The 21,880-nt window shown below is 51.6% G+C and carries 17 protein-coding genes; 10 read left to right on the top strand and 7 right to left on the bottom strand.

Annotation, left to right across the window (positions count from 1 at the left end):
- Window positions 1-75 precede the first annotated feature (75 nt).
- Window positions 76-1,482 carry a TlpA family protein disulfide reductase gene (locus AC23NW_RS30580; RefSeq protein WP_487454307.1) on the bottom strand — a complete coding sequence of 469 codons (1,407 nt, stop codon included), beginning with the start codon at window positions 1,480-1,482 and terminating at the stop codon, window positions 76-78.
- A 233-nt stretch (window positions 1,483-1,715) separates the two neighbouring features.
- On the opposite strand from AC23NW_RS30580, the gene AC23NW_RS30585 reads away from it, so the two are divergent.
- Together AC23NW_RS30585 and AC23NW_RS30590 are read left to right on the top strand one after the other, a co-directional pair.
- On the top strand, window positions 1,716-2,291 hold the full coding sequence (locus tag AC23NW_RS30585) for a Crp/Fnr family transcriptional regulator (RefSeq protein WP_487454309.1): 576 nt from the start codon (window positions 1,716-1,718) through the stop codon (window positions 2,289-2,291).
- A gap of 70 nt (window positions 2,292-2,361) precedes the next feature.
- Complete coding sequence (locus tag AC23NW_RS30590) at window positions 2,362-2,802, top strand: carboxymuconolactone decarboxylase family protein (protein ID WP_487454310.1); 441 nt, start codon at window positions 2,362-2,364, stop codon at window positions 2,800-2,802.
- Window positions 2,803-3,362: 560 nt separating this feature from the next.
- Here AC23NW_RS30590 and AC23NW_RS30595 read toward each other — a convergent pair.
- A complete protein-coding gene (locus AC23NW_RS30595; RefSeq protein ID WP_487454311.1) occupies window positions 3,363-4,448 on the bottom strand; it encodes a dipeptidase in 1,086 nt (361 codons plus the stop codon).
- Between the two features lie 13 nt (window positions 4,449-4,461).
- The gene (locus tag AC23NW_RS30600) at window positions 4,462-4,938 is read right to left on the bottom strand and encodes a RidA family protein (RefSeq protein WP_293837634.1); all 477 of its coding nucleotides are present in this window, start codon (window positions 4,936-4,938) and stop codon (window positions 4,462-4,464) included.
- Window positions 4,939-5,324: 386 nt separating this feature from the next.
- On the opposite strand from AC23NW_RS30600, the gene AC23NW_RS30605 reads away from it, so the two are divergent.
- A complete protein-coding gene (locus AC23NW_RS30605; RefSeq protein ID WP_487454312.1) occupies window positions 5,325-6,098 on the top strand; it encodes a DeoR/GlpR family DNA-binding transcription regulator in 774 nt (257 codons plus the stop codon).
- 3 nt (window positions 6,099-6,101) lie between these two features.
- Here AC23NW_RS30605 and AC23NW_RS30610 read toward each other — a convergent pair whose 3' ends face one another.
- Window positions 6,102-9,440 (bottom strand): leucine-rich repeat domain-containing protein, encoded by a 3,339-nt coding sequence (locus AC23NW_RS30610; RefSeq protein WP_487454314.1) that lies wholly within the window; start codon window positions 9,438-9,440, stop codon window positions 6,102-6,104.
- 97 nt (window positions 9,441-9,537) lie between these two features.
- Between AC23NW_RS30610 and AC23NW_RS30615 the strand changes: the two genes are divergently transcribed.
- The 6 genes from AC23NW_RS30615 to AC23NW_RS30640 all read left to right on the top strand — a co-directional run bounded on the left by AC23NW_RS30615 (window position 9,538) and on the right by AC23NW_RS30640 (window position 16,954).
- Window positions 9,538-10,599: an agmatine deiminase family protein gene (locus AC23NW_RS30615; RefSeq protein ID WP_487454315.1), complete on the top strand. Its 1,062-nt coding sequence runs from the start codon at window positions 9,538-9,540 to the stop codon at window positions 10,597-10,599.
- Between the two features lie 85 nt (window positions 10,600-10,684).
- The gene (locus AC23NW_RS30620) at window positions 10,685-11,017 is read left to right on the top strand and encodes an avidin-fold protein (protein ID WP_487454317.1); all 333 of its coding nucleotides are present in this window, start codon (window positions 10,685-10,687) and stop codon (window positions 11,015-11,017) included.
- A gap of 39 nt (window positions 11,018-11,056) precedes the next feature.
- Entirely contained in the window at window positions 11,057-11,770 is a 714-nt protein-coding gene (locus AC23NW_RS30625) for a hypothetical protein (protein WP_487454319.1), read from the top strand.
- 121 nt (window positions 11,771-11,891) lie between these two features.
- Entirely contained in the window at window positions 11,892-14,270 is a 2,379-nt protein-coding gene (locus tag AC23NW_RS30630; protein WP_487454320.1) for a peptidylprolyl isomerase, read from the top strand.
- Between the two features lie 187 nt (window positions 14,271-14,457).
- Window positions 14,458-15,846: a peptidylprolyl isomerase gene (locus tag AC23NW_RS30635; RefSeq protein WP_293837623.1), complete on the top strand. Its 1,389-nt coding sequence runs from the start codon at window positions 14,458-14,460 to the stop codon at window positions 15,844-15,846.
- A gap of 145 nt (window positions 15,847-15,991) precedes the next feature.
- Window positions 15,992-16,954 (top strand): AAA family ATPase, encoded by a 963-nt coding sequence (locus AC23NW_RS30640; protein WP_293837622.1) that lies wholly within the window; start codon window positions 15,992-15,994, stop codon window positions 16,952-16,954.
- A 53-nt stretch (window positions 16,955-17,007) separates the two neighbouring features.
- On the opposite strand, the gene trxA is transcribed toward AC23NW_RS30640, so the two are convergent.
- The 3 genes from trxA to truA form a co-directional block, all read right to left on the bottom strand.
- Window positions 17,008-17,310 carry a thioredoxin gene (trxA, locus tag AC23NW_RS30645; protein ID WP_487454323.1) on the bottom strand — a complete coding sequence of 101 codons (303 nt, stop codon included), beginning with the start codon at window positions 17,308-17,310 and terminating at the stop codon, window positions 17,008-17,010.
- Window positions 17,311-17,383: 73 nt separating this feature from the next.
- Window positions 17,384-17,980 carry a nucleotidyltransferase family protein gene (locus tag AC23NW_RS30650; protein ID WP_487454324.1) on the bottom strand — a complete coding sequence of 199 codons (597 nt, stop codon included), beginning with the start codon at window positions 17,978-17,980 and terminating at the stop codon, window positions 17,384-17,386.
- Window positions 17,980-18,786: a tRNA pseudouridine(38-40) synthase TruA gene (truA, locus tag AC23NW_RS30655; protein ID WP_487454326.1), complete on the bottom strand. Its 807-nt coding sequence runs from the start codon at window positions 18,784-18,786 to the stop codon at window positions 17,980-17,982. The genes AC23NW_RS30650 and truA overlap by 1 nt, the downstream gene beginning before the upstream one ends.
- A gap of 168 nt (window positions 18,787-18,954) precedes the next feature.
- Between truA and AC23NW_RS30660 the strand changes: the two genes are divergently transcribed.
- Window positions 18,955-21,849 (top strand): M16 family metallopeptidase, encoded by a 2,895-nt coding sequence (locus AC23NW_RS30660; protein WP_487454328.1) that lies wholly within the window; start codon window positions 18,955-18,957, stop codon window positions 21,847-21,849.
- Window positions 21,850-21,880: the final 31 nt, after the last annotated feature.

A 21,880-nucleotide genomic window follows, 5' to 3' on the forward strand; every position in this document is an offset into this window, starting at 1 on the left:
ATGCATGATCGAGACGCAGGATATGCATGATCGAGACGCAGGATATGCATGATCGAGACGCAAAATATTGCGTCTCTACTTCAGCCCGCAATACAGCTTCACAAAGGATACCCAGTCGGTATTAAACGGTATGACAACGTACTTACCCTGGGGCGTTATCAGCACTTTAGTCGGGTAACCCTGAACAACATACGTGTGTTCAATCTGATTATCAGACATGGCAACCGGGAAAGAAAACCGTTTCTCGTTCAGGTACTCCACTACCTTTTCTTTTATGTCCCGGCAGGCAATGGTCAGAAACGAAAGCCGGTCTCTGTTATCGGCCAGCATAGTGTCCGTGAATTTCTGCATCACCGGATGTTCCTGACGACAAGGACCACACCAGGTACCCCAGAAATCGACCAGTACCCATTTGCCGGCCTGTTGCTCCGTTGCATTCGAATACAGTTTGCCATCCAGCATCGGGAGTGAAATTACCGGTGCCTCCTTCCCGCTTGTGTTGATGGCGTCAAGCCAGTAGGTGCTGAAGGGTTTTCCGGCCGGACCAGTTTTATTATAATACGCTTCCAGATTGGCTTTGTATTGCGGTTCAGCCAGGGCCATGCTCAACAGCATTGGCAGCATATCAACCTGATTATTAGCGCTTTCTGTTAAATAGTCAATGTATACTGTTTTTAGGTCTTTTTTAGGGCGTTCTCCCCAGAAAAAGGCCATATCATAAAAATAGGCAGCCGAGCGGTTTTTATCGGCGAGGTCCGGACTATAGTCGAAGGCATTCTTCAGGTAATTGCCTTTCAGCGTTGCATCAGTGGTCTGTTGCGCTTTCAGGTAGTTGGTATAGGCAAACAAATACCGGAACCAGGCCCGTGTCTCCTGCATGTCTCTGGAAGACGTTTCGGTAAGCGTAACCTGGTTACGGCTGAAGTTTGTATACAGCGTTTCCAGCAATGTATCCGATAATGGCTTCAGCTCCGGATGCACAGCCGTAAGCTGATAAATCAGGATACCGAAGCGGCCCCGGTAGTTTTCGTACAAGTCGGCCGACGATAATTCATCCCGTATAAAATCGCCGGTCAGCTGCTTCAGCACCTGCGGATCGTTTTCATGCTGCTGCGCCTGAACCCAGTAATGCAATGGTCTTACAGTTTCGCGGATTTGCTTCGTGGTATCAGCAACCAGCCGTTTCAGGACTTCCCCCGTGAGTTGACGATACTTGATATATCGTTCCTCGGTTCTCGAACTTTTTTGAAATGCCTGCGCGATGCTATTGTACAACAAGCTCCGCCATAAGGCTATGTACCGCTTATCTGCCCCTAACCGGCGGGCACAGTAGTATGCTGAATCAGCATTCGGCCTGTCATAGATATAGACCTGATAGTTATTGAAAAGATCATAATCGTTTACGGAAGCAGGTTTACTTACCTGAGCCATGGCAGATAAAGCAAACAGCATGCAGACCGTAGTTGTGAATAGTGTTTTCATGCGGGAGAGCTGGTGTTATTGAGCAATGCCGTAAATATACACAGGCTGGTGATATTACCTTACAGGTTTTCTGCATCAGTCTTTTACCGCATGCCTGGTATCGGGTCAGTACTTTGCAGAAGAGTAGTATAAACGTCTGCCGCGAGCGGCTGAAAAGTGGGATGGCCCGGTTACCGGAATGAGCCGTATCGAAATCTGCCTTACCTTTACGGCTCATTCCAGCATTCTGGTATATGACCGAAGCCCTGATTAATCACATAAGCCGGTATATTTCGCTGCCGGAGCATGACGCCGGAGCCATCAGCGGTTATTTTACCCCGCTCAGCTTCCGGAAAAAGGAAAACCTGATGGCGGCAGGTCAGGTTTGCCGGAACCACTATTTTGTGGTGAAAGGCTGTCTACGGCTCTTTTTTATCGACGAAAAAGGCAGCGAGCAAACCATTCAGTTCGCTCTCGAAAACTGGTGGCTCGCCGATTATACGTCGTTCAGCAATCAGAAGACGTCTGCTTTTTATATTCAGGCGGTAGAAAATTCAGCGGTGCTGTCGATTGATGTGCATAAGCAGGAACAATTATTGGCGCAGTTTCCGGCGCTGGAGCGGTATTTCCGGATTATTCACCAGCGGGCGCATGCCGCAGCGCAATACCGGCAGCAGTATACGCACGACATGACACGTGAAGAAATGTACCTGCATTTTGCTCAGAGTCACCCTGACTTTGTACAGCGCGTACCGCAGTATCTACTGGCTTCTTTTCTGGGCTTTACGCCGGAATACCTGAGCGAGATCCGCAGCCGGAACCGAACTTAAACCAGTTTAAGTTTTTCCTCCTGCCAGCTGCCGACCTTTGCATAGTCATTCAACCAAAACCGGTAAGACTATGCAAAAACGCATCAATATTCTCGAAACACAACCACAGGCGACAAAGGCGCTCATGGCGCTGGAAGGGTTTCTGGCTACATCGGGCCTCTCGAAAACGCACAAGGAGTTACTGAAAATCAGAGCCTCGCAGCTCAACGGATGTGCATTCTGCCTGGACATGCATACCAAAGATGCAATTAAATACGGCGAGACGCCGCAGCGTATTTTCCTGCTCAACGCCTGGCGCGAAACAGACTTATTTACCGACGAAGAAAAAGCCGTACTGGCCCTTACAGAAGAAGTTACCCTGATTCACCAGCGTGGCCTCACCGATGAAACCTATCAGCGGGTCAGCGCTTTTTTTGATGAGAATTATGTTGCGCAGCTCGTACTGGCCGCCGTTGCGATTAATGCGTGGAACCGGATTGCCGTCAGCGCCCACACACCTGTACCCCGGTAATACTGAAAGTCCGTAATGCCTGTTACCCGACTGAATTCATACCGGATTCAGACGGATAACAGGCATTATACAGCATAGTAAAAAAACGCATCTGGCCTGAAAAAGTAAGTACGCTGTTTTTCAGAGAGATACGCCGTACAATAAAGAATATACCTGTTTATAGAAAATATATAATAATTTGTCTTTTTGATAAGAGTCCTCATGACTTTGTTCAAGTGAAGCAAGTATAATTTCTGTAAACCTTCCACCGCTTAATGCCGGATTTTTCATTGACTCCAACCTCCATATTTATTGGGGCCGGAGCACTACTGCTGCTTTTATTAATCCTCAGCAAGAGGATGAAGATGTTCAGTAAGAATAAAACCTGTCCGAGGTGCCATCATGAAGCGCCAAAACGTATTAAACGCCCGTTATTTATCAGGTACCTGTTTTTACCGCTGAAGTATTATTGCTGTAACTCCTGCCAGCATAAGTTTTTTGTATTTGGCCGGTAAGGCCCAAAAATGCCCCTGCTGCTGATGCCTGAAAACATCAGCAGCAGGGGCATTTTTGGGTACATCTTAAGCCCAGGCGTTCCGGAGAAAACGCAGCCAGTTGCCGTGCATGATGTTTTCGATATCCGTCTGCGAATACCCGCGTTTCTGCAGCTTATCGGGAATGGTCTGCAAATCAGCGATGGTTTCCAGATCATACGGGCACTGCTCCTTGCCGAAAGCACCGTCGAGGTCAGACCCGATACCAACGTGCAGTGCATTACCGGCCAGCTGGCAGATATGGTCCAGATGATCAAGCATTACCTCCAGATTACAATTCGTGCCTTCCGGTGTGGACTGACCACGTACCCAACCCGGCACCATCATCCAGGCATCCAGCGCGCCGCCGATCACGGCCCCGCGCGCAATCAGCTCTTTCAGCTGTTCGTCACTGAACTGGCGGTTATGATTGACCAGCGCCCGGCAATTGTTGTGACTCGCCCACACTGGACCGTGGAAGTGATCCATAGCCTCCCAAAAGCTGTCATCGCACAGGTGGGTAGCGTCCAGAATAATGTTCAGGCGTTCCATTTCACGCAGCAGCGCCTGCCCGCGTTCACCCATAAACCCGGTGGCGTCGGTACCCTGTGCGTAACGGCCGGGACCGTAATGGGCAGGACCGATGGCACGGAGGCCGTATTCCCACGCCCGTTGTACATGATCGAGTGTTACCAGCGAATCGGCCCCTTCGAGGCTCAGTATATACCCAACCGGTTTCACGGCGACCGGTTTCGCGCCTAATGCCTCTTCGGATTGCCAGCGCGTCAGATGCGCCTCCAGACCGGCCAGATCGCGGATCTGCACCATCTCACCGGCTTCTTCCATAGCTTCGTACCAGTAACGCTGCGCCTGCGTCTGGGCCCATGCCTGTTCGGGCGACTGCCAGCCCGGCAGCGGATTATCCGGTACTACGTAGCGGGCAATCTGTGTGGCGACTACCAGACCGATATTGCCTTCACGCAGGGCCGGCAGCGAAACTGTCGCCTTGCCCCGGTCCGGCTTATCGGTCATGCCCTGTTCGCGGGCCCGGATCTGCGCAACAGACTGCCGCAGATCACGATTCCACTCCATGGCATTCATGCTTAAATCAAGATGAGCATCAATGGTAAACATAGGTATACACCGGTTATACTAATTCGAGCAATGCTTCAATTTCGACCGGAATATTGTCGGGTAATGAGCCCATACCAACAGCCGAGCGTACCCCGATACCGTTTTCTTCGCCCCAAACCTGTGCAAATAATTCGCTGCACCCGTTGATCACATACGGATGGCGCTCGAAATCAGGCGTGCAGTTTACCATACCCAGCACCTTAATTACGCGTTTGACACGGTCAAGGCTGCCGAGGTGGGTCTTGATGGTTGACAAAATGGTCAGCCCTACCTGGCGGGCCGCCAGCTTACCGGCCTCAATATCCATATCATCGCCAATCCGGCCGATAATCAGGCTTTTATCATCCTGAACCGGACCGTGACCCGAGATGTACAGGTATTTACCATCAATCAAGTAGGGTTTATATACACCCAAAGGCCGTGGTGCAGGCGGTAATGAGAGATTGAGATTAGCGAATGCGGCTTCGGGTGTTAACAGATCACTTTGCATATCGTTCAGCATTTTAGGGCACCGGATGAAGTGCACTGAGTTAAATAGTATAAATTATTGAAATAGGCCTGAAATTTAGCCATATACCCTTACATTGCTCTTATTTTAATTCGCTACTTTTGATTGACGAAGCATCCGTTAACCGTAGCAGGCCCATCAAAACGTCGCAATATTTGCAAATACCATTGCAAATATTGCAAATTATTGATTGTTTAATCAATAGTTACAGGAGATTTTTGTCTCTGTTACGTTTAATTAAGAACTTAACTTGTACAAAATACTGAACCAACCTGTTGCCGGTAACACGGCTACGAAAGCCTGAATGCCCTGACCGTTGTTGTCAGATGCATTTGGCATATCGTCAAATTTTAATGATCCGAAGTAATATGCAACCCACGGAGGCATCAGTTATCCTGCTAAAGGATGAACGAAAGGAACTGATTTTAAAGCAGATAAACCTGCACACACGTATTTATCTGGCCGATCTGGCATCCACACTGAATGTATCTGAAGACACAATCCGAAGGGATATAAACGAACTGGCCGAAGAAGATAAGGTCATCAAAATCCGGGGCGGGGCCATGTCGAAAGCCTATCACCACGGAGCAGCGTTACAGGAGACGTATGCCCATCAGAACAAACGGATCATCGCCGAAAAAGCCCTTACCCTGATCAGGGAAGGCATGCTGATACTGATCGGTGGCGGCACAACAATCCGGGAGCTGATTAAACTGATTCCGAATGAACTAAAGGCAACCTTCATTACCGTTAACCCGCTGACCGCCGTCGAACTGCTCGACAAGCCAAATCTGGAAATCATCATGATCGGCGGGCAAATCTCCCGCTACAGCCAGATGAGTGTCGGTGGCGACGTTAGTCACCGGCTTTCCGAACTGCGCGCCGACCTCTGCATCATGGGCACGAACGCCATCGATTCCCGCGAAGGCTTCAGCGACTCGGACTGGGAAACGGTTCAGGCGAAAAAAGCCATGATCAAAGCCTCAAACCAGGTAGCTATTCTGGCCATTTCGGAGAAAATGAACACCGTCATGCGCATGAAAATTGCCGACCTCGACCAGATCGATTACCTGATTACTGAACTGCCTACCGATTCGCCGCAGTTACAGGCCTATCACAATAGCCGGGTCAGGCTGCTTTGAGCGTTACTCGCTTTTTCTGACCATACTCTTTGCCAAGCTGGTCAGCTGCGTCAGGGCCTCTTTCTGCTCTTTGGGCAGTGGTAAGGCCAACAGTGTTTTATCGTACCAGGTATACATCCATTCCGACAATGGCTCTGTGTGTAAGCGCCGTTGATTGGTAAACGACTCAATAGCCTGCGCCTGCGTTTTTTTACCGGCCATAATCTCCTGACAAAGCCGGAAATACGTGCCGATACCACTGCTTTTTTCAGGGTTCATCCGGCTTTCATAACGGGTCAGGATAGCGTCGGCCCGGCTAAGCTGATTGGTGAGCAGGGCCAGGGCGGCAGCAATCAGCTCGTTACCGGCGGTAGCACGCTGGCTGCGGGATGACATCTGCTCGAACAGTAAGTCGGTATCATAGAGGTCAAGCGCTTTGGAAAAGCTGGTTTTGGCCTTTTCCAGTTGATTTTGCTGTGCCAGCAACCGCCCTTCGGCCAGCTGAAAAGTGGCCCGTGAATACGCTGCTCCTTGTTCAGGCAGCAGATTCAGCGATGCCTTCAGATCGGTTAGTGCCGCTTCGGTATTCCCCATTTCTCCCTCAACCATGCCTTTACGCCCCAGCCAGCCGGCCAGATAATGGTCCGGCAGGTAGACCGTCACGGTGCTGAATCCATCCGTTGATCCTTTCGGTACCCGGGACGCCTGATTAATGGCGTTCTGGTAGTCCGCCAATGCTTCAGTATATTTTTTCAGGCCAAAAAGCACGTCTGCCCGAAACCCATAAACAATCGGTTTCAGGGAATCCGGCGCAACTGCCAGTGCCTTATCGAATAACGTCAGTGCCTCCGCCGAATTCATATACTCCATCTTCTGCACGCCCCCGCCGATGTAAGCCCGTGTCAGCGCGACACTCGGCCCCTGAGCGCCCCCCTCCTGCTGTGCGATCAGCAATACCAGCTGGTCAATGTTCGAGAAAGGCTGGCTCATGCCCGGGGGCACCGGATTATCGGTCAGGTCGACCCATCGCAACCCGGGTACACTGCCCAGTTCGGCCGGAACCCGCGTCAGCCGGTTGTTAGCCAACACCAGCCGGTTAACCCGCAGGTGTTCGTAGCCGGTAGCCGGTAATTCGGTAATGCCGCAATTGGTCAGGTCAAGCTCCGACAGTTGCGGCATGCCGGGCAACAAATGCCAAAGGTCTCTGGCGTCGAATTCCCGCTGGTTCTGGATCCGGATCGCCCGTAAAGCGGTGCAGTATTTCAGGCTGTCGGGCAGCTTCTGCAATTCACCCAAACCACCGCTGCCCGGCTGATCGCCTGCTTTACCCGTTACCATCAGCTCATTCAGCTGTAACAAACGCCCCATCGATTCAGGTAGGCCAAATACATTTCCCCGCTTAATGATTAATCGCTCCAGCTGTGTACACTGACCGATTTCACGGGGCAATGCCATCAGATCGCTATCTTCGATATTCAGCGAATTCAGCGCCTGCCAGTTACCAATAGTAACGGGCAGAAAACGCACAGGCACATGCTGTATGTAGACCTGCCGGATCGCCCGCCAGTCGCCGATAGAAGCCGGCAGGTCGCGGATCGGGTTATCGGACAGGTGAAAGCGTTCGAGTCTGGTCAGGTTCCCGAGCGAGGCCGGTAAGGCACCCAGCTTGTTCTGACCAATGTAGAGCTCCCGCAGGTTCCGGAGCCTGGTCAGTCCTTCGGGCAACACCGTCAGCTGATTTTCACCGATAAAGAGGCGTTGCAGCGAATCAAGGTTACCCATACTTTCGGGCAGGGATGTGATCGCGTTCTGGTCGATATTCAGCGTATGCAGCAGGCGCAGTTTACCCAGATCAGCCGGTAACTGTGTCAGCTGGTTGCCCAGTACAACCAGCGAACGCAACTGCGTTAGTTTTGTCAGGTTTGCGGGCAGGGCTTTCAGCTGGTTACCGAACACATTCAGGCTCCGCAGGCGGGTCAGTCGGGTTACCTCGTCGGGCAGGGCCGTCAGCTGGTTATTGCGCAGGTCCAGTTCTTCGAGTTTTACCAGTTGCCCGATCCAGGCCGGTAAAGCCGTCAGTCCGGCTTCGTTCAGCCCTAGTTCCCTGAGTTCGTTAAGCTGACCGATTGCCGCCGGAAGCTGCTGCAACGGATTTTCGCGCAGGTTTAATACCCGCAGATTGCGCAGGCCGGAAATACCCGCCGGTAGTGCTGTCAGCGAATCTGATTCCAGGTCCAGGACTGTCAGTGTTGAGAGCCGGCCCAGGCAGGCAGGCAGTTCGCCGGGAAAGCTTTTGGTAATGCGTAGCTCCTTCAGATTTGCCAGTTCGCACAAACCGGTCAGCGGCTGGCGGATGCGCAGTCCTTTCAGCGTAACCGTCTCCAGTCGGGTCAGTCCGCGAAACCCATCTTCAGGAAATGTAATGCGGGTCCGGTTGCCGGTCAGCTTCAGCGATCGCAGGTTGGTGAGACCGGATAGAGACGAAAACGTAACGTTAGCGGGTTGCTGCCCTGCATCATTCGGCGGCATCGTCAACCGGCCATTCTGGACACGCATCTGCGACAGAATCTGATTGCTTTCGGCAAAGGCGATATCAATTGTTTCAAGGCTTTTCAGATTGGCTAATAACCCGATCATGCCGGAGGCAGACGGTAAAACACCCGACAGAGATAGTTTTTTCAACTGCTTCAGACCGGCGGCTTCTTCGGGCAGCAACAGCGTGGATGCTCCGTTAATGGTCAGCGATTCGAGGTGTGTCAGCATACTGAGCGAAGCCGGCAGCTGAACTGTTTCGGACAAAAACGGCTCCAGATGCAGCGTTGTCAGCTGATTATTTGTTGCCAGTAACTGAAAAACCTGATCATAATCAAAAGCAGCACCATACAAATACACCATTTTTAAGGCTCTTAAACGGCCCAGCGGAGCAGGAAACTGCATGAGTTGCTGCCGTGGCCGGTTCATCGAAAAGGAGTTTATACTGAGCGTCAGCTCCTCCAGATGCGGTAACCTTTCCAGCGCCAGAAACAGGGAATCAATCTGGTCGCCAACCATCATATTAACGGAAACTTTCCGTATTTCCGTGCACCCGGCAAGCAGATGCCAGTCATTCTTTGCGGCATTGCGTGTTGTCAGTGAAACGACATATACGGGTTTACCTTGCCGTTGTTTGTCAATGAGTTCAGTCAGATTTTTAACAATAGTACCAGCGACAGGAGGGCGGTTTGCAGGTCCGAAAACAACAGTCATGCCTACCTCCCAGACACCCTTCTCTTCAGGGTCCTTGCCGGCCAGCTGCGCAAAGCTCTGATCAACTGATAACCAGATGAGTACACAGAGTAGTACACGTTGTATTAATCGGTTCATATGCGTGGTGGTAACAGGGTCAGGACATTCATAACCAAAGGGAAACACCCGGCGGCTATAATTTTCGTAGTTTTGTAGTCTGTTCAAAAAAACTGGCATGAATATACAAGCGTCGTCAACGAATAGCAATCCGTCTCAGCCGGGCTTTTCTTTTCCCGCTGAATGGCAGCCACACGTTGCCACCTGGCTAAGCTGGCCGCACACAGAAGCCTCCTGGACCAAAGAGCGTCAGGAGCTGATGTTTCCGTCATACATCGAATTTATCCGTACCATCGCGCAGGGCGAGGAGGTATGCATCAATGCCCATAACGAAACGGTAATTCAGGCCGCTAAATTGCGCCTGTTGCTCGCCGGCGTCGACCTGACCAACATTTACCTGCTGCCTAACCCGACCAACGACTCATGGTGCCGCGACCACGGCCCGGCCTTCCTGAAAAATCCGGCCACGGGTGAGCGGATGGTCGTGAACTGGGGCTACAACGCATGGGGCGGCAAATACCCTCCGTTTGACAACGACGATCTGTTGCCGGTTCTCATTGCCCACTACCGCAATCTGCCGTATGTAACGCCCGGCATCATCATGGAAGGTGGTTCGGTTGAATTTAACGGTGCCGGTACATTGCTGACCAGCCGCGCCTGCCTGCTGAACGAAAACCGGAACCCTCACCTCAACCAGGCTCAGATCGAAGATTACCTGCATAAATTCTACGGCGTACAGCAGGTTCTTTGGGTCGAAGACGGCATCGTGGGCGATGATACCGACGGGCACATCGACGATACCGTCCGGTTTGTTAACGAAGACACAGTAGTGGCGGCCTACGAAACTAATAAACAGGATGAAAACTACCCGATTCTGCAGGAGATTCATCACGAACTAAAGCAGATGCGGTTACTGAACGGCAAACAGCTCAACATCATCGAACTGCCGATGCCTGACCCTGTTGTCAGCGACGGGCTGCGGTTACCGGCTTCCTACGCTAATTTTTACATTGCTAACTCGGCGGTTATTGTCCCAACCTTCCGTTGCGACAAAGACCAGCAGGCCCTCGATATTCTGAGCCAGTGTTTCACCGACCGGCCGGTCGTCGGCATCGACTCAACCGACATCGTCTGGGGCCTCGGCAGCTTCCACTGCCTCAGCCAGCAGGAACCTGCCTAATTGCGAAAGAGTGAATGAGTGATTGAGTGAGCTACGCCTTATCTCAATCACTCATTCGCTCTTTCACTCAATCACTCATTCATCTATGTTTCACAACAAAATCTTCCGGTCGGTGGCGAATACGGATAATGGAGAGGTCGGCGATGAAACGCGGTTCCATTATCAGCAGGACGGAGAGCTCGTCTGGGCAGAATACGGGGGCGGTGCCATCCGGAAAGGCTTCCTGATTGCGACCATGCTGCCGGACAACAGCCTGGACATGCGCTACCAGCACGTTAATACGCAGGGCGACCTGATGACCGGACGCTGCCGGTCAACACCTGAGGTATTACCCGACGGCCGCCTTCGCCTCCATGAACGCTGGCAGTGGACATCCGGGGATGAATCAGCCGGAGAATCTGTTGTCGAAGAAGTGTAAGCCATACAACCCTATGCCACCGGCGTTATCCGGTCCAACATGCTGTTAAGACGAACCTCAACATATATGCTGGGTGCAGGCATGGCCGCGTTGCTGACGGCCTGTTCTGTACCGAAAGCCTTTGTGGCCGAACTGCAGCCCCGCTCGGTGAAAGCCATTGATACAGAAGAAACCTTCAGCCGGGGCGATGAAATTTTGCTGGCCTATTCGCTGACGGCTTTTGATGCACAAAACAAGCCGACCGCCGTTGTGAGTGGTGGCTGGGGCGTTGAGTCGATCCGGCAGGGGCAGCAGATCAGGCTACAGCCGGTGGCAAAAACGGTCGGAGAAAAACCGGCGGCTCCCGTCAGTCTGACCATGCCGCGCAATGGCCGTATCATGGCCTCGGTGGTGCTGATCGAAGTTGACGATCTGTCGGAAGCCCAACAGATGCTGACTAAAATCCGGAAAGTGCATAATGTGGTCAGTATGCCCGCCGCCATTCTGATTACGGCTACGGAAGTATTGACCCCGCTGAAATATGTAGCCGCCGGTCTGACGGCAGCCGGTATCGGCATGCAGCTGGCGGATCAGCTGGACAACGACGACCTGCTTGGTCAGAGCAATGTGGAGATCAAGGAAGCCGACCTGAAAAAAGATAATGCCAAACGGTTCATTCATGTTCCGGCCCGTTTTAAGGGAGAAAACATGCGGGATTCGTACGAGTATGAACTTGAGTACGACGTGTTACTGAAAACCATCAAAGTCAGGTAACCCGGGCAAATGCCGGCACATGGCCCGTTAATCATCTTAGGGGGTCCAGACCAATATTCCGGCGATTTGTTCGTTATTTTATATCAATTACCCATCGGTTAACAACCGGTTCCTTGTGTGCATGACAACGTCAAAACGTTTTTTTACTACAAAATACCGTTCTTCTCTTCAATGGGCTGCTCAGTTTACCGGCACCGGCCTGCTGCTTTCAGCACTCGTCAGTGGCTGTAAAACCACGCCCCCCGTCGTTCAGCAGGCAGCGCCACCCAAACCCGTTATTATAACGCTTGGAAAGAAAGACTTCTCAACCGATGATTTCTTCCAGTCGTTCACCAAGAATCAGGCAATGGCCGACTCAAACCAGCGGACCGACCTGAAAGATTACCTGACGCTGTATACCAACCTGAAACTGAAAGTGGTGGCCGCTGAAGATCAGGGCCGTGATACGACTGAGGCTTTTCGGGAGGAGCTTGATACCTACCGGAAGCAACTGGCCCAGACCTACATGACCGATAAGGTTATGATTGAGAACATGGCCGCCGAAGCCTATCAGCGTATTCAGCAGGAGGTTAATGTCTCGCACATTCTGATTCCGGTTTCCGAAGATGCCGCTCCGGCCGATACCCTGGCCGCATACGATCAGGCCATTGCGATCCGTAAGCGGATTCTGGCAGGTGAAGACTTTGCGGCGCTGGCTAAACAATACTCGAAAGACCAGCTTAGCGCCGATAAAGGCGGTAGTCTGGGGTATAACATTGCCTTTCAGCTGACGTACCCGCTGGAAACGGCGGCCTACCAGACTACCGTGGGTGGGGTTTCCCAGCCAGTCCGGTCACGGTTTGGCTACCACCTTGTCCGGCCGGCCGAACGGCGTGCCAGCCGTGGGAAGGTGCATGTCGCCCATATTCTGGTCCGCATCAGCCCGAACGTCGATAAGGCCGGCGAAGAGGGTGCTTACAACAGAGCTACTGAAATTTACCAGCGCCTGCAAAACGGGGAATCATTCGACGCCGTTTGCCGCGAACTGTCCGACGACGCGTCTACGCGTAATACCGGCGGCATGCTGACCTGGCTGGAACCAGGCCGTTGGGTACCGGCTTTCGAAGAAGCCGCTTACAGCCTGACAACGCCCGGCCAGTATACCAAACCGATCCGGACCAACTATGGCTGGCATATCATTAAGTTGCTTGAGCGGAAACCGCTTGAATCATACCAGGAACTGGCTCCGGCGCTACGGCAGAAAGTCGTAACCGACACGCGGGCCGAAGTCTTGCGCCAGATCACCGTGCAGCGCCTGCGTAAGGAGTATAAAATCGACGAAAACAGGTCTGTAGTTACGGCAGCCCTTGCCAAAGCCGATTCGTCGCTGCTGGCCGGCAAATGGAAGCTAACAACACCCCTGGAACCGGCACTGGAGGGGAAAAACCTGTTTACCGCAAACCAGAAGCCCGCAACTGTTAACGCGTTTTTTGCGTATGTACAGCAAAAGCAACAGCCGGCCCGCAAGATTGTCAACGGCCCGGGTGCTGTACCGGCAGTAGCCATGCAGCGGTATTACAAGCGTTTTCAGGACGACAAACTGATGGAGGCAGAAGACGCTAATCTGGAGAAAAAATACCCTGAACTACGGGCGCTTATGACCGAAATCCGCGATGGTGTGCTGCTTTCACAGATGATGGAAGATAACGTCTGGGAAAAGTCGATGACCGATACACTTGGCCAGCGCCAGCTTTACGAACGGAATAAGGACAAGTACCGGTATCCGGAGCGGGCGGTGGCAACCATTATTGTGGCAGCCAACAACGAGGTACTCAATCAGGCCAGTGACATGATGAAGCAGCTGCCCTACCAGCTGCGCCGGTCGTCGGGACCAATGGTGTACGAGAAAAACCAGACCGGCATGACCGCCAGCCTGAAAGAGCGTCTGTTTGATGTACTGGTTGCATTATCGCGTAATCCGAATTATATTGTAGAAATCACCGGATCACACAGCCCGTCGGAGGCTGATTCGGTGTCGGCCAACCGGCTCCGGACCGTCATCAGTTACCTGCGGTACAACGGTATTCCGCTGACCCGGATTGTTGAAAAAGACGAGAAAGGATTCCGCGCGGGGGCTAAAACCGATGCTGAGCATCAGCGGGTAACGTTCCAGTATTTTACAACGGCAAAGGAAGACGTGGCACGCGTGCTTAACACAAAACCGGGGCAAACCGGTCCGGCATCTATTACCATTACCGAGGGCATTTATGCAAAAGGTGCCGAGCCGCTGCTGGACGGGATTGCCTGGCAACCTGACACCACAACGCGCACGGTAAATGGTAAAACGGTGCAGGTGATCATCAGCCGCATTGAACCGTCACGCCTGAAAACGCTGGATGAAGCCCGCGGTACGGTCATTAATGAATATCAGGCCTTACTGGAAAAACAATGGCTTGAGACCTTACGGGCTAAGTATCCGGTAAAGATTAACGAAGACGAACTCAGGAAACTGGTTAAATAAATGAGTAATGTGTAATGGTTAATGTACAATGAATAATGACCGGTAAGTAATGGAGAACGAGCGTTCCCCCTATTCATTATTCATTATGCATTGTTCATTATCCATTAAAACCCTTCTGGTTAACATTTTTTAGGAAACACAATCCATTCAAATTGGCGTTCTTTACTCAGTGATGAAAGCCTTTAGCATGAAAAAACAACTCATAGCTTGTCTGTTGCTGGTAGCGAGCAGCTGGCTCTCCCAATCGGTATTTGCTCAGGGACAGAGCGTTAGTATAAACAAGATCATTGCGAAAATCGATAACTACTACGTATTGCGGTCGGATCTGGAAGAATCGTACCATTCGTATGTAGCCCAGAACCAGACCCCGCCGGCCAAATGTCAGTTGCTGGAAAGTCTGGTGATTAATAAAATGATGCTTGCCAAAGCCGATATTGACTCGGTAGTCGTTGATGAAAAGCAGGTTGACAGCCAGCTGGATACGCGGATGTCATACATGATTCAGCAGTTTGGTTCGGAGAAAAACATCGTCGAAGCTTACGGTAAAAGCCTCGAAATGCTCAAAAGCGAACTGCGTCAGCAGGTGAAAGACCAGCTGATCGTTCAGAAGATGCAGCAGAAAATTACGTCTGACGTAAAGGTGACGCCGCGCGAAGTAAAGAAATTCTTCGACGGTATCCCGAAAGACAGTCTGCCTTATATGCCTGCGGAGGTAGAAATCGGTCAGATTGTCCGGTTTGCCAAAGCCACCAGGGAACAGAAAGACGTACTGCGGAAGCGGTTGCTGGATATCAAAAAACTGGTTGAGGAAGGCCGTGATTTCGCCGCACTGGCAAAAGAATATTCTGAAGACGTAGGATCAGGCCAGCAGGGCGGTGATCTGGGTTTTGCCAAACGCGGTGCCATGGTGGCTCCGTTTGAGGCAGCGGCGCTGAAACTGAAGCCTAACGAAATGTCGGATGTTGTCGAATCAGAATTCGGTTTCCACCTGATCCAGCTGCTGGAAATCCGCGGTGCCGAATACCATGCCCGCCACATCCTGCTGCGTCCGGACTACAACCGCCTCGATATTACAGAGCCAACCCGGTTTCTGGACAGCCTGAAGCACGAGATTGAAATCGACAGCGTTAAGTTTTCGAAAGCGGCCAAAGACTTTTCGGAAGATAAAGGTACTGCGGATGCGGGCGGTCTGCTCCGTAATCCGGAAACCAACAGCGCACGGCTGGCCATGGATGCGTCGATGGAATATGCGTTGTTCCATTTACTGGATACGCTGAAAGTTGGCAAGATTTCTGCTCCGATTCCGTATCGTACCGAAGACGGTAAAAGCGCCATGCGGATTCTTTATTTCAAGAGCAAATCAAACCCGCATACGGCCGATTATAAACTGGACTTTGAAAAGCTCCAGAACATCGTTTTAACGAATAAAAAGAACCGCGCAATTGACGATTGGTTTAGAAAATCCGTCAGCGATGTGTATATTACCGTCGATCCTGAATACAACGATTGTCGTGTTTTCGGGACATCTCAGTCGAGTGCCGCCGGCAATGGCAGCTCCAGCGGAGGAAACGATTAACTGTTAATGTATAATGGTTAATGAATACTGTATAATGACGGACTACCGAAGCAATAGGTATAAAACCAGTATACATTGTTCATTTTACATTATTCATTAATTCGTCCAGATACAACCATTACGTCACCAATCAAACCCTAAAACAGTGCCTTATTCATCGGATGTTGCGGCTGCAGAAGCCTTGAATGATTCGTATAAAAAGCTGAAAAGTGAAATCGGGAAAGTTGTTATTGGTCAGGAAGATACCGTCCGGCTGTTGCTGACGGCTATTTTCTGTCAGGGCCACTGCCTGCTGGTAGGGGTGCCGGGATTGGCCAAAACCTTATTGATTCAGACGATTTCTGACGCTTTACATTTAAGTTTTAACCGGATTCAGTTTACGCCTGACCTGATGCCTTCCGACATTCTCGGCTCGGAAACGCTCGATCAGCAGCGGAACTTCAAATTCATTAAAGGCCCTGTTTTTGCCAACATCATCCTTGCCGATGAGATTAACCGGACGCCGCCTAAAACCCAGTCGGCGCTGCTGGAGGCCATGCAGGAATATTCGGTAACGGTTGCCGGCCAGAAATATCCCTTGAGCCGCCCGTTCTTCGTGCTGGCTACCCAGAACCCGATCGAACAGGAAGGTACCTATCCGCTGCCGGAAGCCCAGCTCGACCGTTTCATGTTCAACATCTGGCTCGACTATCCGTCGTATCAGGCGGAACTTGAAATCGTTAAAACGACAACAACCGACAAAAAGCCACAGATCAGCAAGGTTATTTCGGCCGAAGAAATTCAGGAGTTCCAGCAACTGGTGCGCCGCGTTCCGATCGTGGATAACGTGGTTGAGTACGCGGTTAAGCTCGTACACAAAACCCGCCCGAATACCGAAATGGCTTCGTCAGATGCAAATACGTACCTCGAATGGGGTGCAGGTCCGCGGGCTTCTCAGGCTCTGATTCTGGCCGCGAAATGCAACGCCCTGCTTAACGGTAAATACTCGCCCGACATCGAAGATATCCGCGCAGTTGCCCTGCCGATTCTCCGCCACCGGATTGTCCGGAACTTTAAGGCTGAGGCCGAAGGGATTTCCGTCGAACAGCTCATCAAACGCATGTTATAAATCAAAAAGGCGACCCACACCGGGCCGCCTTTTTTTATGCTTTTCAGGGGATATTAGCCCAGAAAAGGCTTAACCACTTTCTCGAGCTGGGCGAGTTGCGCTACACCCGACTGCCGCCAGACAATTTTGCCCTCCTTAAACAGAATCAGGGTCGGTACGCCCTGAATACGGTAGGTCATCGACGCTGACTTGCTGCGGTCTACATCAACCTTAACCACGCGCACACTGTCGCCCATTCGGTCGGCAAATTGTTTCAGGATCGGCGCCTGCATTTTACAGGGTCCGCACCAGTCGGCGTAAAAGTCTACTAAAACCGGTTTATCGCCTTTGATTATATCGTTGAATGACTCTTTCATGATTGTCTCCCGTTATGTCTGTTGAGATACCGACAGGTATTCATCTGGTAAACACGAAATTATACGGATTCGTTTACGGATTGTCCTCTCTGAACCGGGCGATGTCTTCCTGCGTATCCAGATCCACCTTTCCGAGATCAAACGGAATGGCGGCGCAATCACTGGTATGTTTCAGCACGACGGATTTAGCCCCCCGGTCTCCCTGCAACTGTAGCAGTTCCTCAATGTATTTCCGGTCGAACAGTACCGGTACGCCCAGTTCATCGGCATACAGGCAGGCAATAATACCCTTTCCGGTTTTTTCTTTGGCATAGAGCATATGCTTCAGCAAGCCATAGGATACATGCGGCTGGTCGGTCAGCAGAATCAATACGGCATCGATGTCTTTTTGCGTCAGATACAAGGCAGCCAGCCCTGTTTTCAGTGACGAAGCCAGTCCCGTCTGCCATGCCGGATTATCGACGAGCGTAATGGGCTTACCAGCCAGTTCCGTACCGATTTCGACGCGGTGTGCGCCCAGCACAGCCACAACCGGCCCTGCTTCCAGTGCAATGGCGGCATCCGTAATCCGCTGTACCAGTGTCTGGCCCTGGTACGCTATTAACTGTTTAGCCTGACCGCCCATGCGCGTTGACCCGCCGGCGGCCAATATAATCGTTCCGATTTTCATCAATTTTCAATTTTTGGATTAACCTTTCCGGTTGCGTCAGCAAGTGCAAACACCTCGTCGGGATAGCCAACTTCGGCCAGAAATAACCCTTCCGGCGGTGCAGCGCGACCGGCCTTATTCCGGTTTTTAGCCTGAATAACCGCTTCGAACTGATCCGGCGTCATCCGACCCTGCCCTACCTCAAGCAATGTACCAACAATAGCCCGTACCATACCCCGCAAAAACCGGTCGGCTTTGATATGGAACGTCAGATTCCCATCTGGCATCCCATCGGCCTCCGTAACGCTCCAGTAGGCAAAGTCAATCCGGCAGTTGAAGGTTTTTACATCCGTTTTGACCTTACTGAAACTCTCGAAATCGACATAGTGCATCAGGCGGCTGGCAGCATCATTCATCGCTGCCACATCGAGCGGGGGATGAAACACGTACGCCAGTCCTGTTTTAAAGGGGTTTTTCCGCCGTATTATCTGATACTCATAATAGCGCGAAACGGCCGTGAACCGGGCATGGTCGTCGGGGCGAACCGGAAAAATACGATGGATGGCCACATCGTGCGGCAGCATCGCATTCAGTGAATGCTGCAGCTGCCCCAGGGCCGGCAAAGGCTGTTCCGTATCAAAATGGGCATACTGCTGTGAGGCATGCACACCGGTATCGGTCCTGCCGCTGCCCAGAATACTGATCGGCTCACGGAGCCGGACTTTCAGCACGTTTTCAATTACCTCCTGAACACTCACTCCGTTGGGTTGAATTTGCCAGCCATGATAACTGGTTCCCCGGTAGCTTAGCTCCATAAAATACCGCATAGCCGCAAAGTTACGGAAACAAATGATGTGGCCGGAACAGTGCAATAAATCTGCCGGGTGCAATCTTATTGCTGTTTTACCGTATTATTCCGCGAGTTTTCAGCATTTTTACACATAAATCCGTCAAAATACATATTTTTAGTAAATTTTAAGACACTTAAAGTCTACATGCAAAAACTTACCTTGTCTCTTTCACTGCTGGCCTGTCTGACGGTGTCTGAGGGCGCATTCTCACAAACTAAGCTTGTTGAAAAAGTAACCCGCAAAGGCAACGAGTTGGTCATTCCGTATGAAAAGTACGTGTTGCCTAACGGCCTTACCGTAATTGTTCATGAAGATCATTCTGATCCGGTGGTTCACGTCGATGTAACGTATCACGTCGGCTCGGCCCGCGAAGAAATCGGCAAGTCCGGATTTGCGCACTTTTTTGAGCACATGATGTTCCAGGGCTCTGACCACGTAGCCGATGATGAGCACTTCAAACTCATTACTGAAGCCGGAGGTACCCTCAACGGCTCGACCAACCGCGACCGGACCAACTATTACGAAACGCTGCCAAGCAACCAGCTGGAGCGGGCATTATGGCTCGAAGCCGACCGGATGGGTTTCCTCCTTGACGCCGTTACCCAGAAGAAATTTGAAATCCAGCGCGCTACCGTTAAAAACGAACGCGGTCAGAACTACGACAACCGTCCGTATGGTCTGGCGGGTGAAACAACCGCTAAAAATCTGTATCCTTACGGGCACCCTTACTCGTGGCTGACAATCGGTTATGTGGAAGACCTGAACCGTGTCAATGTAAATGACCTTAAGAACTTCTTCCTGCGCTGGTATGGCCCGAATAACGCCGTCCTGACCGTTGGCGGTGATGTATCGGCCAAAGATGTGGTTAAACTGGCGGAGAAATATTTCGGTCCGATTCCGAAAGGCCCGGGCGTTACAAAAACAACCGTACCAGCGGTAATACTCGACAAAAACCGCTATGTATCCTACGAAGACAACATCCGGTTCCCGATGCTGCGCGTGACGTACCCGTCGGTCCCGACGTATCATAAAGACGAAGTAGCGCTGGATGCCCTGGCCGAAATTCTGGGCGGCGGCCGTAACTCTTTGTTATACAAAAACTTCGTAAAAACACAGAAGGCAGCCCAGTCAAATGCCAGCCATCCGACAACGGAACTGGCCGGTGAGTTTACATTCACAGTTCTGCCGTTCCCGACGATGCGTCTGGACAGCGCCGAAGCCATGTTACAGCGTACACTGGCTGAGTTCGAACGTCGTGGTGTCACCGACGACGATATCACCCAGTTTAAGGCCACCCGTGAAACCCGCCTGATCGAAGGGCTGGCCAGTGTATCGGGTAAAGTATCGCAGCTGGCTGCTTACCAGACGTTTGCGCCGACAGCCAACTACCTGCCGCTGGAACTGAAAACGATTCAGGCCCTGACGAAAGAAGAGGTAATGCGGGTGTATAACCAATACATCAAAGGCAAAAATGCAGTCGTACTGACGGTTTATCCGAACGGCAAGAAGGACATTGTTACGCATGCCGACAACTACACCGTTTCAGCTGCCGGTTATAAAGCACCGAATTACGGTTACGACGGTCTGACCTATAAAAAGCCAACGGATTCATTTGACCGGGCTAAAAAACCGGCTTCAGGCCCGAATCCGGCCACGCAGGTTCCTCCGTTCTGGACTGGTAGCCTGGCAAACGGCATCAAGATGATCGGTGTCCGGAACAATGAAATTCCGACGGTAACGCTGCTGTTTTCGATCAAAGGCGGTCACTTATTATCCGCCACCGATATGTCGAAAGCAGGCGTTGCGCAGCTGACGGCGTCTATGATGAATGAAGCGACCCAGAATTTCAGCGCTGAAGATATCAGCAACAAGCTGGAGAAGCTGGGCAGCAGCATTTCTATCAGCGCCAGCACCGACGAAATCAGCGTTTCAGTGGAATCGCTGACGAAAAATCTGGATGCTACCCTGGCCATTCTGGAAGAGAAGCTATTCCGGCCGAAATTTGCGCCCGAAGATTTTGCCCGTCTGAAAAAGCAGTTGCTCGAAAACATTGAAAATCAGAGCACACAGCCGGTTGTCATTGCCAACCGCGCCTATAACCGCCTGTTATTCGGGGCCGATCACATCCGCGCCATTCCGGTAAGCGGCACGTCTGAAAGCGTTAAAAACATCTCGCTCGATGATGTGAAGGCATTTTATACGAAGAACTTCTCACCATCGGTAACCAATCTGGTTGTAGTAGGTGATCTGGAAAAGGCAGACATTACCCCTAAACTGAACTTCCTGACGAAATGGGAAGCAAAACCGGTTACTATTCCAGCCGTACCCGCAGCTAAAGCGGCCGACAAAACCCGTATTTTCCTGATCGACAAAGGCAAAGCGGCACAGTCTGAAATCCGGATCGGCTACGTAACCGATATGCCATACGATGCAACCGGCGACTATTACCGTTCCGGCCTGGCCAACTACATTCTGGGTGGTGCGTTTAACAGCCGTATCAACATGAACCTGCGCGAAGACAAAGGCTTTACCTATGGCGCGCGGTCGGGCTTCTCGGGCAGCCGCCTGCCGGCAGTCTTTACGGCATCGGCCGGTGTTAAAGCTGCTGCAACCGATAGCTCGGTGGTGGAGTTCATGAAGGAGATTACCAACTACGCGAAAGACGGTATCACGGCCGAAGAACTGGCATTTACGAAGAGCTCAATCGGTCAGCGGGATGCGTTGCGCTACGAAACCTCGCTGCAGAAAGCCATCTTCCTGAGCCAGATCATCGACTATAACCTGCCGAATGATTTTGTTCAGAAGCAAAGTGAGATTCTGAACAAAATCACGCCGGAAGAAATCAAGGCCATTGCCCAGAAGCGTCTGCCGGTGAATAACATGGTCATTACGGTTGTCGGTGACAAAGCGCTGATCAAACCAGGCTTGTCGCGCCTTGGCTATGAGATTGTCGAATTAGACAAAGAAGGTAAGCCGCTGGCCACTGCGTCAACGGAAAATACCTCGGCACCGGCGCAGGCTGGCTCATCGAAAAATTAATTATCCCGACCTTCCGGGGAGTTTTTAACTT

The organism is Arsenicibacter sp. R0_47 (genome assembly GCF_057652235.1).